At 63.8% G+C, this 14,080-nt stretch carries 14 protein-coding genes and 1 other annotated feature; of the genes, 8 read left to right on the top strand and 6 right to left on the bottom strand.

What is annotated here, in order from left to right; translation table 11 throughout:
- Positions 1–93: 93 nt before the first annotated feature.
- The 6 genes from fadD to J9885_RS07950 all read right to left on the bottom strand — a co-directional run bounded on the left by fadD (position 94) and on the right by J9885_RS07950 (position 6,398).
- Positions 94–1,770, bottom strand: coding sequence for a long-chain-fatty-acid--CoA ligase FadD (gene fadD, locus J9885_RS07975; RefSeq protein WP_081843737.1), 1,677 nt, complete (start codon positions 1,768–1,770; stop codon positions 94–96).
- Between the two features lie 196 nt (positions 1,771–1,966).
- Positions 1,967–2,809 carry an alpha/beta hydrolase gene (locus J9885_RS07970; RefSeq protein WP_210548691.1) on the bottom strand — a complete coding sequence of 281 codons (843 nt, stop codon included), beginning with the start codon at positions 2,807–2,809 and terminating at the stop codon, positions 1,967–1,969.
- Complete coding sequence (locus J9885_RS07965; RefSeq protein ID WP_210548689.1) at positions 2,809–3,330, bottom strand: Slp family lipoprotein; 522 nt, start codon at positions 3,328–3,330, stop codon at positions 2,809–2,811. The genes J9885_RS07970 and J9885_RS07965 overlap by 1 nt, the downstream gene beginning before the upstream one ends.
- Before the next feature lie 54 nt (positions 3,331–3,384).
- Positions 3,385–4,086 carry a tRNA (adenosine(37)-N6)-threonylcarbamoyltransferase complex dimerization subunit type 1 TsaB gene (gene tsaB, locus J9885_RS07960; RefSeq protein WP_210548687.1) on the bottom strand — a complete coding sequence of 234 codons (702 nt, stop codon included), beginning with the start codon at positions 4,084–4,086 and terminating at the stop codon, positions 3,385–3,387.
- 92 nt (positions 4,087–4,178) lie between these two features.
- Positions 4,179–6,089: an ATP-dependent DNA helicase gene (locus J9885_RS07955; protein ID WP_210548685.1), complete on the bottom strand. Its 1,911-nt coding sequence runs from the start codon at positions 6,087–6,089 to the stop codon at positions 4,179–4,181.
- Positions 6,090–6,155: 66 nt separating this feature from the next.
- Positions 6,156–6,398: a hypothetical protein gene (locus tag J9885_RS07950; protein ID WP_210548683.1), complete on the bottom strand. Its 243-nt coding sequence runs from the start codon at positions 6,396–6,398 to the stop codon at positions 6,156–6,158.
- Positions 6,399–6,588: 190 nt separating this feature from the next.
- Positions 6,589–6,713: a sequence feature (His leader region), on the top strand.
- Between the two features lie 28 nt (positions 6,714–6,741).
- Here J9885_RS07950 and hisG point away from each other — a divergent pair.
- Genes hisG through hisIE form a run of 8 tightly spaced genes read left to right on the top strand, consistent with a single transcriptional unit; the run spans position 6,742 to position 13,998 of the window.
- Positions 6,742–7,638 carry an ATP phosphoribosyltransferase gene (gene hisG / locus J9885_RS07945; protein WP_043760619.1) on the top strand — a complete coding sequence of 299 codons (897 nt, stop codon included), beginning with the start codon at positions 6,742–6,744 and terminating at the stop codon, positions 7,636–7,638.
- Between the two features lie 12 nt (positions 7,639–7,650).
- On the top strand, positions 7,651–8,976 hold the full coding sequence (gene hisD, locus J9885_RS07940; protein WP_210548682.1) for a histidinol dehydrogenase: 1,326 nt from the start codon (positions 7,651–7,653) through the stop codon (positions 8,974–8,976).
- Positions 8,973–10,058 carry a histidinol-phosphate transaminase gene (gene hisC / locus J9885_RS07935; RefSeq protein WP_210548680.1) on the top strand — a complete coding sequence of 362 codons (1,086 nt, stop codon included), beginning with the start codon at positions 8,973–8,975 and terminating at the stop codon, positions 10,056–10,058. The genes hisD and hisC overlap by 4 nt, the downstream gene beginning before the upstream one ends.
- Before the next feature lie 12 nt (positions 10,059–10,070).
- Positions 10,071–11,204 (top strand): bifunctional histidinol-phosphatase/imidazoleglycerol-phosphate dehydratase HisB, encoded by a 1,134-nt coding sequence (gene hisB / locus J9885_RS07930; protein ID WP_134695752.1) that lies wholly within the window; start codon positions 10,071–10,073, stop codon positions 11,202–11,204.
- Entirely contained in the window at positions 11,204–11,824 is a 621-nt protein-coding gene (hisH, locus tag J9885_RS07925; RefSeq protein ID WP_210548678.1) for an imidazole glycerol phosphate synthase subunit HisH, read from the top strand. Before hisB ends, hisH begins: the two co-directional genes overlap by 1 nt.
- 5 nt (positions 11,825–11,829) lie before the next feature.
- Positions 11,830–12,597: a 1-(5-phosphoribosyl)-5-[(5-phosphoribosylamino)methylideneamino]imidazole-4-carboxamide isomerase gene (gene hisA, locus J9885_RS07920; protein ID WP_210548676.1), complete on the top strand. Its 768-nt coding sequence runs from the start codon at positions 11,830–11,832 to the stop codon at positions 12,595–12,597.
- On the top strand, positions 12,597–13,370 hold the full coding sequence (hisF, locus tag J9885_RS07915; RefSeq protein ID WP_134695755.1) for an imidazole glycerol phosphate synthase subunit HisF: 774 nt from the start codon (positions 12,597–12,599) through the stop codon (positions 13,368–13,370). Before hisA ends, hisF begins: the two co-directional genes overlap by 1 nt.
- Positions 13,363–13,998 carry a bifunctional phosphoribosyl-AMP cyclohydrolase/phosphoribosyl-ATP diphosphatase HisIE gene (gene hisIE, locus J9885_RS07910; RefSeq protein WP_210548673.1) on the top strand — a complete coding sequence of 212 codons (636 nt, stop codon included), beginning with the start codon at positions 13,363–13,365 and terminating at the stop codon, positions 13,996–13,998. The genes hisF and hisIE overlap by 8 nt, the downstream gene beginning before the upstream one ends.
- Positions 13,999–14,080 lie beyond the last annotated feature (82 nt).

Genomic DNA, 14,080 nt, shown 5'->3' with positions numbered 1-14,080 from the left:
CCTGCACGTTGGTCGGACCCAGAAAGAAAAAACCGTGGATGCCCCACGGTTTTGCATAACGACAGCGCTCGTCTGCGGAGCAGTGCATGCCGGTTATTGCTTGGCAATCTCCTCGTCGCGCAGCACGCGTCGCAGGATCTTGCCCACATTGGTCTTGGGAAGTTCGTCGCGAAATTCTACCAGTTTCGGCACCTTATAGGCAGTCAGATGTTTACGGCAGTGGGCAATTATCTCTTCTTGCGCCAGCGTCGCGTCTTTCTTGACCACGAAGATCTTCACCTGTTCCCCCGACACCGTGTTCGGTACGCCGACGGCCGCCACTTCCAGCACCTTGGGATGGAGCGCTACCACGTCTTCGATCTCGTTCGGGTAGACGTTGAAGCCGGAGACCAGGATCATGTCCTTCTTGCGATCGACGATCTTGAAGAACCCCTGCTCGTCGCACACGGCGATGTCACCGGTGCAGAGCCAGCCATCCTGCATCACCTCGGCGGTAGCTTCGGGACGCTGCCAGTAACCGGTCATCACCTGGGGGCCGCGCACCTGCATCTCACCCGGAGCACCGCTCTGGGTGACGAGGTTCCCCTCGTCATCCACCAGGCGGATCTCGGTGGAGCAGACCGGCAGGCCGATGGAACCGTTGTAGTCCACCAGATCGTAGGGACAGACGCTCACCAGAGGCGAACATTCGGTCAGACCATAGCCTTCCAGCAGCGGGGTGCGGGTCAGCGCCTTCCACTGCTCGGCCACCGCCCGTTGCACCGCCATGCCACCGCCGATGGTGAGCTTGAGCTTGGCAAAATCCATCTCCTGGAACTCGTCGTTGTTGACCAGGGCGTTGAACAGGGTGTTGACCCCGGTAATGCAGGTGAAGGGGTACTTCTTGATCTCTTTGACGAAGCCCGGGATGTCGCGGGGATTGCTGATGAGCAGGTTGTAGCCCCCAAGACGCATGAACAGCAGGCAGTTCACGGTGAGGGCAAAGACGTGGTAGAGCGGCAGGGCCGTGACCACGAACTCCTTGCCCCGCTCCAGCACAGGGCCATAGACGCCGAGGCATTGCTCGACGTTCGCAATCATGTTGCGGTGGGTCAGCATGGCCCCCTTGGAGAGACCCGTGGTCCCCCCAGTATATTGCAGGAAGGCGATGTCCTGGTTGCTGATCTCCGGCTTGATGTACTGCAGGTAGCGCCCCTTGGCGAGGGCCTGGCGCATGGTGCTGGCGTGGGGCAGGTTGTACTTGGGCACCAGCTTCTTGACGTATTTCACCACGAAGTTGACGAGGGTCCCCTTGGCGAGCCCCAGGTTGTCTCCCATCCGGGTCAAAATCACGTGCTTGACCGGGGTCTCATAGACCACCTTTTCCAGGGTATGGGCGAAGTTGGAAACGATGACGATGGCCTTGGCGCCGGAGTCTTTCAGCTGGTGTTCCAGCTCGCGCGGGGTATAGAGCGGGTTGACGTTGACCACCGTCATGCCGGCCCGCAGGATGCCGAATACCGCGATGGGGTATTGCAGCAGGTTCGGCATCATTACCGCCACCCGGTCACCCTTGCCGAGCTTGAGCTCGTTTTGCAGATAGGCGGCGAAGGCGCGGGACTGCTCTTCCAGCCGGCGATAGGTAATGGTCTGCCCCATATTGACGAAGGCGGGCTGATCGGCGAACTGGCTCACCGACTCTTCAAACATCTCGACCAGAGAGCCGTATTGGTCTGGATTGATCTCGGCGGGCACCCCTTCTGGATAACGCTTCAGCCAGACTTTTTCCACGAACTTCTCCTGCATAACTCGCACCTGTGCGCTCACTGTGTTGCCTCCGTCCCTGTCACATCCAATTCAATCAATTGTTTTAAGTTAATGTTCTAATGCCGCCCATATTTACATAAGGCAACATCGATTAACAGCAAATTAACAACGAGAACTGTGAGGGAGAAGGCAAACCTGACATGATTCAAAGCCGGCGATCCTACCGGATTTGACCGAAGTTTTCGATATAAACGGCGGTTTCTGACGAATTTTCCATATGGAAATGGTGATTTCCCGCCACCTGCACCATCTCGATCTGCGCAAAGGCCCCTGCCCGCTGCCGCCACTGCTCCAGCAGCCAGGGGAAGCCCTGCTCGCCCCGGATAAAGAGCACCGGGCAGGCAATGGCCCTGATCAGCGCCTGGGCCTGCCCCTCGCTCATGCGAAGGGGGGAAAGATCGCGAAGACGGGGATCGCTGCGCCAGTACCAGCGCCCTGCCCGCGCCTCCAGCTGCCGCTCGCAGATAAGGCGCGCCGCTGCCGGGCTGATGTCTGCCACCTTGCAACGGGCCGCCACCGCCTCCTCGAGGGAGGCAAACCCGCTGGCGGCACGCTCGCGGGTGCGACTGCGATTGAGAATGGCACGACGAAGCTGCCCCGGCACCTCCTCGTCAGGCTGGCTCAAGGGCCCGAGCCCCTCCATCAGGATGAGTCGCTCCACCTGCTCGGGGAAGACCCCGGCATAGGCAGAGGCGATCAGCGCGCCGAGGGAGTGACCAAGCAAGGTGAACCTGGTCCAGCCCGCGGCCTGCACGATCTGGTGGAGATCATCCAGCCAGTCGACGAAGACATAGGGTGTGTGCTTGTGATCGGAGTGGCCATGGCCCGGCAGATCGAGGCAGACGAGATGAAATGCCTCAAGATGAGGGGCCAGGGGCAAAAAGCTGGCCCCGTTGTCGAGCCAGCCATGCAGGGCGACGAGCAGCGGTTGGCCCTGCCGACCGTTGTCCAGCAGGGCGACGCGGCGCCCGTCCGCCAGGGTGATGACGCGCTCTTCCATCATCACCAGCGGGAGTGGTGGCGCCTTGGCCAGAAGGGATCATAGAAGGGGTCGTAGAAGTAGGGGTCCACGTAGCGGATCTCCACCTCCTTCACCGGCGGCCACAGCTTGCTGGCGGTCACCTTGAGCACGGAGAAGCGATACTTGTGCTCCCCTATCTGGCTGTCCACCGGCTTGTCGATGGTGCCGAGCACCGTCAGACTGCGCCCCTTGGCGTAGAGGGTCGGGTCGATAAAGCCCTTCATGATGGCGAGGAAGCGCCCCGGACTCTGCTCGGTCTGGGTCGGCACACCGTTGGCCTTGAGGGGCAGATAGACCACCTCGACCACGCTCTGATCCTGCTCGTTGTGCACCGCCGAGATGACGCCGCTCCAGCGCGCAGGCTTGCCTTCCATCCCCTGCAGGGCGGGCTGATAGGCCACCAGCTGATCCGCCGGCTCATAGGCCAGCTCGTCGGGCACAGTGCTGCAGCCACCCAGCAGCAGCAGCCCCACCAATCCCAGCACCATCACGGATTTTCTCATTCGCCTCTCCTTGATCCGCCTGCATCCGCCTCGGAGGGCGGCCAGCAGGTCACCTTATTCGCGACCCGGCAGTTTCTTCCAGGTCACCTTGTCGCGCAAATAGACGGGGGTCGCCTGCTCCACCGGCACCGCCTCGCCCGCCAACCAGGCAACCCGTGCCAGGGGCAGCATGTCCACCGCCGCCGGGAAGCGCACCTGGCTGGCCACCAGCTCATCAGCCAGCCCCTTCAGGCTCTCGCCATAGGTCTCAAACCCTGTGCCGACGCAGGTAACACACTCGGCCAGCTTGCCTCTGGCCTCGACCAGTGCGTCGGGGTGGCTCACCACCTCCTCGCCCACCAGTTGCATCTGCCCCGCGACCTGCTCGTAGTGGCCGAAGTAGACCTCGTCCATACGCGCATCGATGGCCGCCAGCACCCGCTCGGCCCCATCCAGACGGTGGGCGCCCTGGGCCATGGCTGCCAGGGTGGAGATGCCGATGAGCGGCACACCGGCGCCAAAGGCGAGCCCCTGGGCCACGCTGATCCCGATCCGCACCCCGGTGAAGGAACCCGGACCCCGCCCGAAGGCAATGGCATCGAGTTGCTCCAACGATAGACCGGCCTCCTCCAACACAGCCTGAACCATGGGCAGGATTTTGCGGGTGTGATCCCGCGGCGCCTCCTCCCAGCGGGAGAAGACCTTGTCACCCACCATCAAGGCGGCGGAACAGGCTTCGGTGGCGGTATCAACGGCCAGGATCTTCAACTCATCCATTCTTTTTATTCTCTTCACATCTATCGGTTAAATCGTCAGCATGGCCTTGGCCTGCCGTAAAAATTGTTCAGCATCGCTCAGATGCTGCGGGCTCACTCCCGTGGCCCAAAGAAATCTCCCAGGGTCGCCAGCTCCCGCGTCCGTGGAATGGCGGGCAAGCTCTTGATGAAGGTGGCGCCGTAGGGTTTGTTGACCACGCGTGGATCACAGATGACCAGCACGCCGTGATCACTGCGATCACGAATGAGCCGCCCCACCCCCTGCTTGAGGGCGATCACTGCCTTGGGCAGCTGCAGCTCGGCGAAGGGATCCTTCCCCTTGAGCTTGCAATCCTCCACCCGCGCCTTGAGCTGCGGATCGTCCGGGCTCGCAAAGGGCAGCTTGTCGATGATAACACAGGACAAAGCGGCCCCCCGCACGTCTATCCCCTCCCAGAAGCTGCTGGTCGCCACCAGCACAGCGCGGCCGTTCTCGACGAAGGTCTTGAGCAGGCGCTGCTTGTTGTCCTCTCCCTGCAACAAGACGGTGCGACCTATCTCCCGGCGCAGCACCTCGGCCACCTGGCGCATCACCTGATGGCTGGTACAGAGGAAGAAACAGCCCCCTGGCGTCTTGTTGATGAGAGGGATCATCAGGTTGGCGAGCTGCTCCCCCCGCCCGAAGGCATTGGGCTCGGGCAGGAAGCGCGGCACGCACAGGCGCGCCTGCTCGGCGTAATCGAACGGGCTGTCGAGAACCAGCTCGGCGCTGCCGGCCAGCCCCATCTCGGCCACGAAGTGGGCGAAGCGATTGTCCACCGTGAGCGTCGCGGAGGTGAAGACCCAGGCCACCTCGGGACGCTGCACCTCGGCGCCAAAGCGTTCCGCCACCGAGAGCGGCGTCAGGTTGAGAGTGAAGTGCAGTCGCGAGCAGTCATACCAGTAGGAGAAGCCGGTCTGGTTGATGGCCAGCACCTCCCCCAGCCGGGTACGCAGCTCGCTGATCCGCTCGAAACAGTGGTCGAGCTGCTCGCCCCGCCCGAGCGCCAGTTTCAGCACCTCGTAACAGAGCCCGAGGGCGTCGTTGAGCCGGGCCAGTGCCTGTCCCCAGAGCGGTTGGCGCAGCATATCCCGGGTGTTGCCGCGCCCCCCCTCTACCCCGAAGGCGAGGCGCAGATCCTGACTGGCAATGGCGAGCCTGTCCGCCGCCTTGCCGAGCTGGGCCATGTCGTGAGCCTCCGCCCGGTAGGCGAGCTGGATGTCCTGGGCCAGATCCTGGATGGTGCGGCTGCCCACCGACTTGCCGAAGTAGTTGCTGGCGATTTCGGGCAGCTGGTGTGCCTCGTCGAACACATAGACCTGCGCCTCGGGCACCAGCTCGCCAAAGCCGGTGTCCTTGACCGCCATGTCGGCGAAGAAGAGATGATGGTTGATCACCACCACCTGGGCATCCATGGCGCGGCGCCGGGCAATGACCAGATGGCAGTCGTCGTAATAGGGGCAGTCGCGTCCCAGGCAGTTCTCGTTGGTGCTGGTGACGTGGGGCAGGATCTCGGCATTCTCCTGCAAGCCCGGAATATCCCCCACGTCGCCGTTGTCGGTGGTGGTGGACCAGGACTTGACCTTGACCAGATCGCTCAGGATCTCCGGCTTTTGCAGGTGGGATTCACTGAGCAGCCGGTTCATCCGCTCGATGCAAAGATAGTTGCTGCGCCCCTTGAGCAGGGCCACCGGCGGCGTGTAGTCGAGGGCCCCTGCGATGGTGGGCAGATCCCGGTAGAAGAGCTGCTCCTGCAGGTTCTTGGAGCCGGTGCTGATCACCACCCGCTTGCCGGACGCCAGGGCCGGCACCAGATAGGCATAGGTCTTGCCCGTACCTGTACCGGCCTCCACCAGCAATCGGCCGGCACTCTTGATGGCGCGCGCCACCGCCTCGGCCATCTCCAGTTGCGGCGCACGGGCCTTGAAGCCTTCGATGTGGCTGGCCAGAGGGCCGTCTGGCGTGAACAGGGTCTGGATGGTCAAAGGCGTATCCCGCAGCAAAAGCGGCATTATGCCAAAAGTGCGGAAAAAGCGGGACTGCTAATGCGGTCAGACGAAGAGATCGATCTGGTGATCGGGGTCCGGCTTGTGATCATCTTCCTGTGTTTTCGGCTGATCACGCTTCCCGGGATGATACCCCTGCTGGCGCGACTGGCCGCCATCACTCTCGGTGCCAATCTTGCGCAGCTGATGCTTCTGGCTGATCTGGGTCACTTCCCGCTTGATGTCCTCCGGGCTCGGCGTCGAGGGTGCGCGAGGCAAGATGGGGAATAACAGGTCCTGACTGGGCATGATGTCGCCTCCTCCGGTACGTCATTGTCTAGTTATCGACCAGAAAACCGTTTTCTCAACTTTAATCGCCCTGATCACATTTTTCGGTTGCTTTTTCTGTCAAGGCAGGTAGTTTAAATCGGGCGTCAACAACGACATCTGCATTGTAAAGGATTGATTACATCATGAAGTTCACCACCCTGAAGACTCATCATCACCATCATCATCCCGAATAGTCTTTCAGGAGGTTGACTGCTGGAAGACACTTAACTGGTGACTTCCAAAAGGACCGCAAGATTCATGAACCCTCGGAAGCACCCACTTCCGAGGGTTTTTTCGTTTTTGACTAGAAGGAAATCGAGCAATGGAAACACAACGTCTGCGCATCGCCATGCAAAAATCCGGTCGTCTGAGCCAGGACTCCCAGGCCCTGTTCAAGAGCTGCGGCCTCAAGATCAACCTGCGGGAGCAGCGCCTCATCGCCCATGTCGAGAACATGCCCATCGACATCCTGCGGGTGCGTGATGACGACATCCCGGGCCTGGTGATGGAAGGGGTGGTCGACCTTGGCATCATTGGCGAGAACGTGCTGGAAGAGGTGCAGCTCATCCGCGCAGCCCAGGGACAACCCTTCGCGGTCAAGACTCTCAAGCAGCTGGACTTCGGCGGCTGCCGCCTGTCGCTGGCGGTCCCGGAAGATGTCAACTACACCGGACCCGAGTGCCTCGCTGGCAAGCGCATCGCCACCTCCTACCCGGGGTTGCTCAAGCGCTTCTTCGACGAGAAGGGCCTGGGCTTCAAGAGCGTTATGCTGGGCGGCTCGGTGGAAGTGGCCCCCCGAGCTGGCCTGGCCGATGCCATCTGCGATCTGGTCTCCACCGGCGCCACCCTGGAGGCCAACGGCCTGAAAGAGGTGGAGGTGATCTACCGCTCCAAGGCCGTGCTGGTGCAGGCCCCCAACCCCCTGTCGGACGCCAAGCAGAAGCTCATCGACAAGTTGCTGCCCCGCATCCAGGGAATGCAGCAGGCCCGCGAGAGCAAGTACATCATGCTGCACGCGCCGAAGGACAAGCTCGAGGCCATCACCTCCCTGCTGCCCGGTGCCGAGCGCCCCACCATCATGCAGCTCGCCGGTGACACCAACCAGGTCGCCCTGCACGTCGTCTCCAGCGAGACCCTGTTCTGGGAGACCATGGAACGGCTCAAGGCCCTGGGTGCCAGCTCCATTCTGGTGCTGCCCATCGAAAAAATGATGGAATAAGGAAGGAACATCATGCAGACCCTGATCTGGAAGAGTCTTTCCCCCGCCCGCCAGGCCGAGGCGCTGACCCGGCCGGCCTTGAGTGACGAGGCCGACATCGGCACCGTGGTGCGGGAGATCATCGCCGCCGTGCGCGCCCGGGGCGATGAGGCCCTGCGCGAACTGAGCCAGCGCTTCGAACGCGCTCCCCGCGAGCAGTTGCGGGTGAGCGAGGCCGAGATCGACGCGGCCTGCGCCCGACTGGACGATGACATCAAGGGCGCCATCGCGGCGGCCATCGCCAACATCCGCACCTTCCACGCCGCACAGGTGCAACCTGTGGTGCGGGTCGAAACCCAGCCCGGAGTCCTGTGCGAGCTGCGCACCCAGCCCATCAACCGGGTCGGCCTCTATGTGCCTGGGGGCAGCGCACCGCTCCCCTCCACCGTGATGATGCTGGCCATTCCGGCCGCCATCGCAGGTTGCCGCGAGGTGGTGCTCTGCACCCCGTCGCCCGCCAGCGACGAGATCCTCTTTGCCGCCCGCGCCTGCGGCGTGCGACAAGTCTTCGCCATCGGCGGGGCCCAGGCCATCGCCGCCATGGCCTATGGCACGCAGACGATCCCCAAGGTGGACAAGATCTTCGGCCCGGGCAACGCCTTTGTTACCGAAGCCAAGGGACAGGTCTCCCGTGAATGGCGCGGCGCGGCCATCGACATGCCGGCCGGCCCCTCCGAGGTGCTGGTCATCGCCGACGAGAGTGCCAACCCCGCCTTCGTGGCATCGGATCTGCTTTCCCAGGCCGAGCACGGCCCCGACAGCCAGGTGGTGCTGGTGACCACCTCCCCCCGTCTGGCCGATGCCATCAACGACGAGCTCAAGGCGCAGCTGGCGCTGCTCAGCCGCCGCGACATCGCCGAGCAGGCGCTGAACGCAAGCCTGGTGATCCTCTGCGACGATTTGGAGGAGGCCTGCGCCATCTCCAACGCCTATGCCCCCGAGCACCTCATCGTGCAGACCGAGGCGCCGAGGGATCTGCTGGATAGGCTCGAGAATGCCGGCTCCATCTTCCTGGGGGCCTGGACGCCGGAGTCCGTGGGGGATTACGCCAGCGGCACCAACCACACCCTGCCCACCTACGGATACGCCCGCACCTGCTCGAGCCTCGGGCTCGCCGATTACCAGCGCCGCTACACGGTGCAGGAGCTCACTGCAGAGGGCATCCGGGGCCTTGGCCCCATCGTCGAACGCATCGCCCAGGCCGAGGGGCTCGATGCCCACAAGAACGCCGTTACTCTCAGACTGCAGGCCCTGGCCGGCACGGCCCAAACCGGTTCACAGCAGAAGGATTTGTCATGAGCATCGCCAACCTGGCCCGCCGCGTGGTGCGGGCCCTCACCCCCTATCAGTCCGCCCGCCGCATCGGCGGCAACGGCCACGTCTGGCTCAACGCCAACGAGGCCCCGCTGGCCTATCCCTTCACCGTCGAGGGGAGCCGCCTCAACCGCTATCCCGAGTGCCAGCCTGCCGAGGTGGTGAACGGCTATGCCGCCTATGCCGGGGTCAACCCGAACCAGGTGCTGGTGAGCCGCGGGGCCGACGAGGCCATCGAACTCCTGATCCGCACCTTCTGCGAAGCGGGGGAGGATCAGATCCTCATCTGCCCCCCCACCTACGGCATGTACGCCATCAGCGCCGAAACCTGCGGCGTCGGCATCGTGGAGCAGCCGCTCACGGCGAGCCGCCAGCCGGACTGGCCCGCCATCGCCGATCGCCTGTCGGACGTGAAGCTGGTCTTTCTCTGCTCCCCCAACAACCCCACCGGGGATCTGGTGGGCCGCAAGGGGCTCGTCGCCCTGCTGGAGAAGGCCCGGGATCGCACCATCATCGTGGTGGACGAGGCCTACATCGAGTTCTGCCCGGAGGCTTCCGTGGCGGATCTGCTCGCCCAGTACCCCAATCTGGTGGTCACCCGCACCCTCTCCAAGGCCTTTGCCCTGGCGGGGATCCGCTGCGGCTTCACCCTGGGGGATCCCGAGGTCATCGCCATGCTGGCCAAGGTGATCGCCCCCTACCCCATTCCGGAGCCCATCGCCCAGATTGCGGCCCAGGCGCTCTCCCCCATGGGGTTGGAGCTGATGCGGGAGCGGGTCCTGGAGCTCAACAAGCAGAAGGCCCTCATCAAGGCCGAACTGACCCGCCTCCCCTGCGTCAGGGAAGTGTTCGAGGACAAGGGCAACTTCGTGCTGGTGCGCTTCATTGACGGCGCCGCCGTGTTCGCCGCCATGAAGGCCGCCGGCATCATTTTGCGAGATTTTTCCAGCAAGCCGGGTCTGGACAACAGCATCCGCATCACCATCGGGTATCAGGGCGAGATGGACGCCGTGCTCCAGGTGCTGCGCGAGCTTTGTGTCAACACCCCGTCTGCCGCCAGCGTATAAGGATGTAGAGAGATGAAGACCCCCTTTTTGTTTATCGACCGTGACGGCACCCTGATCGAGGAGCCGGTCACCGACAAGCAGGTGGACAGCCTGGCCAAGCTGCGCTTCGAGCCCATGGTGATCCCGGTACTGCGGGAGCTCCAGGCCGCCGGTTTCGTGCTGGTGATGGTGACCAACCAGGACGGGCTCGGCACCGCCAGCCTGCCGCTGGAGAACTTCCAGCCCCCCCACGACCTGATGATGCACCTCTTCGAATCCCAGGGCGTCACCTGGGAGCAGGTGCTGATCTGCCCCCACTTCCCCACCGACGGCTGCAGCTGCCGCAAGCCCCACCTCGGCCTGGTGAAGGAGTACCTGGCCTCGGGTCGCATCGACTTTGCCAACTCCTTCGTCATTGGCGACAGACAGACCGATCTGCAGCTCGCCGAAAACATGGGCATTCGCGGTATACGCTACCACCCGCAGGATCACAACTGGCTCGCCATCCGTGATCAGCTGCTCTCCAAGGGGCGCGTGGCCGAGGTGGAGCGCTACACCAAGGAGACCCGCATCCAGGTCGCGGTGGATCTCGACAAGAGCGGCGGCAACCAGATTGCCACCGGCATCGGCTTCTTCGATCACATGCTGGATCAGATCGCTACCCACGCGGGTTTTCGCCTCAGACTCAAGGTGAGCGGCGATCTGCACATCGACGACCACCACACGGTGGAAGACGTCGGCCTGGCCCTGGGGCAGGCCCTGCGCCAGGCCCTTGGCAACAAGCGCGGCATCGGCCGCTTCGGCTTCGTGCTGGCGATGGACGAGGTGCAGGCGGTGATCGACGGCCGTCCCCGCGGCAGTGAACAAGCCCCCTCCCTGACCGAGCTGGACGTGGCCACGGCCCTGGATCTCAGCGGCCGCCCCTACTTCGTGTTCGACTGCCCGAACGGCTTTGGTCGCGACAGCGTGGGCGAGATGGCCACCGAGATGGTGCCCCACTTCTTCCGCTCCCTCTCGGACGCCATGGCCATCACCCTGCAGATGAAGGTGGGCAGCGGCAACACCCACCACCAGGTGGAGGCGCTGTTCAAGGGCTTCGGCCGCGCCCTGCGCCAGGCCATCCGGGTGGAAGGGAGCGAGCTGCCCTCCAGCAAGGGGGTGCTGTGATGGCGGTGAGCAACCAGAAACTGGTCATCATTGACACTGGCTGCGCCAATCTTGCCTCGGTCAGGATGGCGTTCGAACGCCTCGGCGTGCAACCCCAGGTCTCCCGCGAGGCGGCCGATATCGATGCAGCCGACAAGCTGATCCTGCCCGGGGTCGGCACCGCCGTCGCCGCCATGAAGAACTTGAACGAACGGGGGCTGGTGCCGCTGATTCGCGCCGCCAGGCAGCCGCTGCTGGGCTTTTGCCTCGGCATGCAGATGCTGGCGGAAGCGTCCGAGGAGAGCATGAACGACGAGGGCGGGCTCATCGACTGCCTCGGCATAGTGCCGGGCAAGATCCGGCTGATGGAGGTGGGCAACCTGCGCCTGCCCCACATGGGCTGGAACCAGATTGAGCACGACGAGACACACCCGCTGCTCAAGGGCATCCCGAGCGGCAGCTACTTCTACTTCGTCCACTCCTACGCCCTGGAGGTAACCGGGGCAACGCTGGCCACCTGCGACTACGGCCAGCCCTTTACCGCCATCGTGGGGCGGGACAACTTCTTTGGCGCCCAATTCCACCCGGAGCGATCCGGCCCGGCCGGTGCCCGCCTACTGCAAAACTTTCTGGAGCTGTGACCGCCATGATTATTCCCGCAATCGATCTTATCAACGGCCAGGTGGTCCGCCTCTACCAGGGGGACTACGGCCAGAAGACCGCCTACGGCGACAGCCCCCAGGCCCGCTTCGATGACTATGTCGCCCAGGGGGCGGCCCAGCTGCACCTGGTGGATCTCGACGGCGCCAAGGATGCCAAGGCGCGCCAGCTGCCCCTCCTCACCCGGCTGCTGGCGGCCACAGGCGCGCCGGTGCAGGTTGGCGGCGGCGTGCGCACCGAGCAGGACGTGGCCGATCTCCTCGCTGCCGGCGCCAACCGGGTGGTCATCGGCTCCACCGCCGTCAAGTCCCCGGACCTGGTGGCCAGCTGGATGGAGAAATACGGCCCCGAGCGCATCGTGCTGGCCCTGGACGTCAACATCGATGAAGAGGGTAATCGCCACATCGCGGTGGCCGGCTGGCAGGAGAACAGCGGCGTGACCATCGAAGCGCTGATCGAACGCTTCCTCCCCGTCGGGCTCAAGCACGTGCTCTGCACCGACATCAGCCGTGATGGCACCCTGGCCGGCACCAACGTCGCGCTCTACCGGGATCTCTGCGCCCGCTACCCGAGCGTAGGGTTCCAGGCCTCCGGCGGCATCGGCGGCATCGAGGACATAGAGGCCCTCAAGGGCTCCGGGGTCAAGGGGATCATCCTCGGCCGCGCCCTGCTCGAGGGCAAATTCGACGTGGCAGACGCCATCGCCTGCTGGGCGGCGCCCGCCGCATCCACCACAGCCACAGGAGGCAACTGATGCTGGCAAGACGAATCATCCCCTGTCTCGACGTCAAGGATGGCGTGGTGGTCAAGGGCGTGCAGTTTCGCAACCACGAGGTGATGGGCGGCATCGTCGACCTCGCCCGCCGCTACGCCGCCGAGGGCGCCGACGAGCTGGTGTTCTACGACATCACCGCCTCGAGCGACGAGCGGGTGGTGGACAAGAGCTGGGTGAGCCGGGTGGCGGAAGTCATCGACATCCCCTTCTGCGTCGCCGGCGGCATCAAAAGCGTCGAGGATGCCCGCCAGATCCTGGAGTTCGGGGCCGACAAGGTTTCCATCAACTCCCCGGCCCTGGCCGATCCCCGCCTTATCACCCGCCTGGCCGAGCGCTTCGGCGTGCAGTGCGTGGTGGTGGGCATCGACTCCTACTTCGATGCACAGACCGGCCAGTATCAGGTCAAGCAGTTTACCGGTGACGAGAGCCGCACCCGCACCACCGCCTGGACCACCCTGGACTGGGTACAGGAGGTTCAACAGCGCGGCGCGGGCGAGATCGTGCTGAACGTGATGAACCAGGACGGCATGCGCCAGGGCTATGATCTCGAGCAGCTCAAGCTGGTGCGGGCCGTCTGCAAGGTGCCGCTGATTGCCTCCGGCGGTGCCGGCGCCATGGAACACTTCCGCGATGCCTTCACCCTGGCCGACGTGGACGGGGCCCTGGCCGCCTCCGTGTTCCACAAGGGCCTCATCCCCATTCCCGAATTGAAACGCTGGCTGAAAACCGAAGGAGTCGCCATCCGTGAATAATCAAGCTGTAAACAACGACGTGTCCCTGGTCGAACGCCTGGACTGGACCAAGTGCGATGGCATGATCCCCGCCATCGTCCAGCATTCCCTAAGCGGCGAGGTGCTGATGCAGGGCTTCATGACCAAGGAGGCGCTGGAAAAGACCCTGGCCACCGGTCAGGTCACCTTCTTCAGCCGCAGCAAACAGCGTCTGTGGACCAAGGGGGAGAGCTCGGGTCATGTGCTGAGGCTCGTCGCCATCAGCACCGACTGCGATCAGGACTCCCTGCTGGTCGCCGCCGATCCCGTGGGTCCCACCTGCCACCTGGGTACCCCCTCCTGCTTTGACGGCCACCCGCGGCCGCCGCTCGGCTTCCTCGCGGAGCTGGAGCAGATCCTGGCCGCCCGCAAGGGGGCCGACCCGGCCACCAGCTACACCGCCAGCCTGTACGCCAAGGGCACCAAGCGCATCGCCCAGAAGGTGGGTGAAGAGGGGGTGGAAGTGGCCCTGGCCGCCATGGCCAAGGATCGGGAGGAGCTCATCAACGAATCCGCCGATCTGCTCTACCACCTCACCGTGCTGCTGCAAAACGAAGGGCTGGGGCTCAAAGACGTGGTCCAGCGTCTATATGAGCGCCACAACAAGTGATCAACGAATCCATGTTGACCCAGCTCTACCGCCTCACGGTGCTGCTGCAAAACGAAGGGCTGGAATTGAAAGATGTGGTGCA

The organism is Aeromonas sp. SrichE-2G, from assembly GCF_017939565.1.
Lineage (GTDB): Bacteria > Pseudomonadota > Gammaproteobacteria > Enterobacterales > Aeromonadaceae > Aeromonas > Aeromonas taiwanensis.
Note: the sequence above shows the minus strand (reverse complement) of the source record. Positions and strands in the feature narration are given on the sequence as shown.

Excerpts from the sequence above, each read along its gene's own strand:
- J9885_RS07970 (WP_210548691.1), bottom strand. The coding sequence starts at position 2,809 with ATGATGGAAGAGCGCGTCATCACCCTGGCGGACGGGCGCCGCGTCGCC.
- J9885_RS07965 (WP_210548689.1), bottom strand. The coding sequence starts at position 3,330 with ATGAGAAAATCCGTGATGGTGCTGGGATTGGTGGGGCTGCTGCTGCTG.
- tsaB (WP_210548687.1), bottom strand. The coding sequence starts at position 4,086 with ATGGATGAGTTGAAGATCCTGGCCGTTGATACCGCCACCGAAGCCTGT.
- J9885_RS07950 (WP_210548683.1), bottom strand. The coding sequence starts at position 6,398 with ATGCCCAGTCAGGACCTGTTATTCCCCATCTTGCCTCGCGCACCCTCG.
- hisG (WP_043760619.1), top strand. The coding sequence starts at position 6,742 with ATGGAAACACAACGTCTGCGCATCGCCATGCAAAAATCCGGTCGTCTG.
- hisD (WP_210548682.1), top strand. The coding sequence starts at position 7,651 with ATGCAGACCCTGATCTGGAAGAGTCTTTCCCCCGCCCGCCAGGCCGAG.
- hisC (WP_210548680.1), top strand. The coding sequence starts at position 8,973 with ATGAGCATCGCCAACCTGGCCCGCCGCGTGGTGCGGGCCCTCACCCCC.
- hisB (WP_134695752.1), top strand. The coding sequence starts at position 10,071 with ATGAAGACCCCCTTTTTGTTTATCGACCGTGACGGCACCCTGATCGAG.
- hisH (WP_210548678.1), top strand. The coding sequence starts at position 11,204 with ATGGCGGTGAGCAACCAGAAACTGGTCATCATTGACACTGGCTGCGCC.
- hisA (WP_210548676.1), top strand. The coding sequence starts at position 11,830 with ATGATTATTCCCGCAATCGATCTTATCAACGGCCAGGTGGTCCGCCTC.
- hisF (WP_134695755.1), top strand. The coding sequence starts at position 12,597 with ATGCTGGCAAGACGAATCATCCCCTGTCTCGACGTCAAGGATGGCGTG.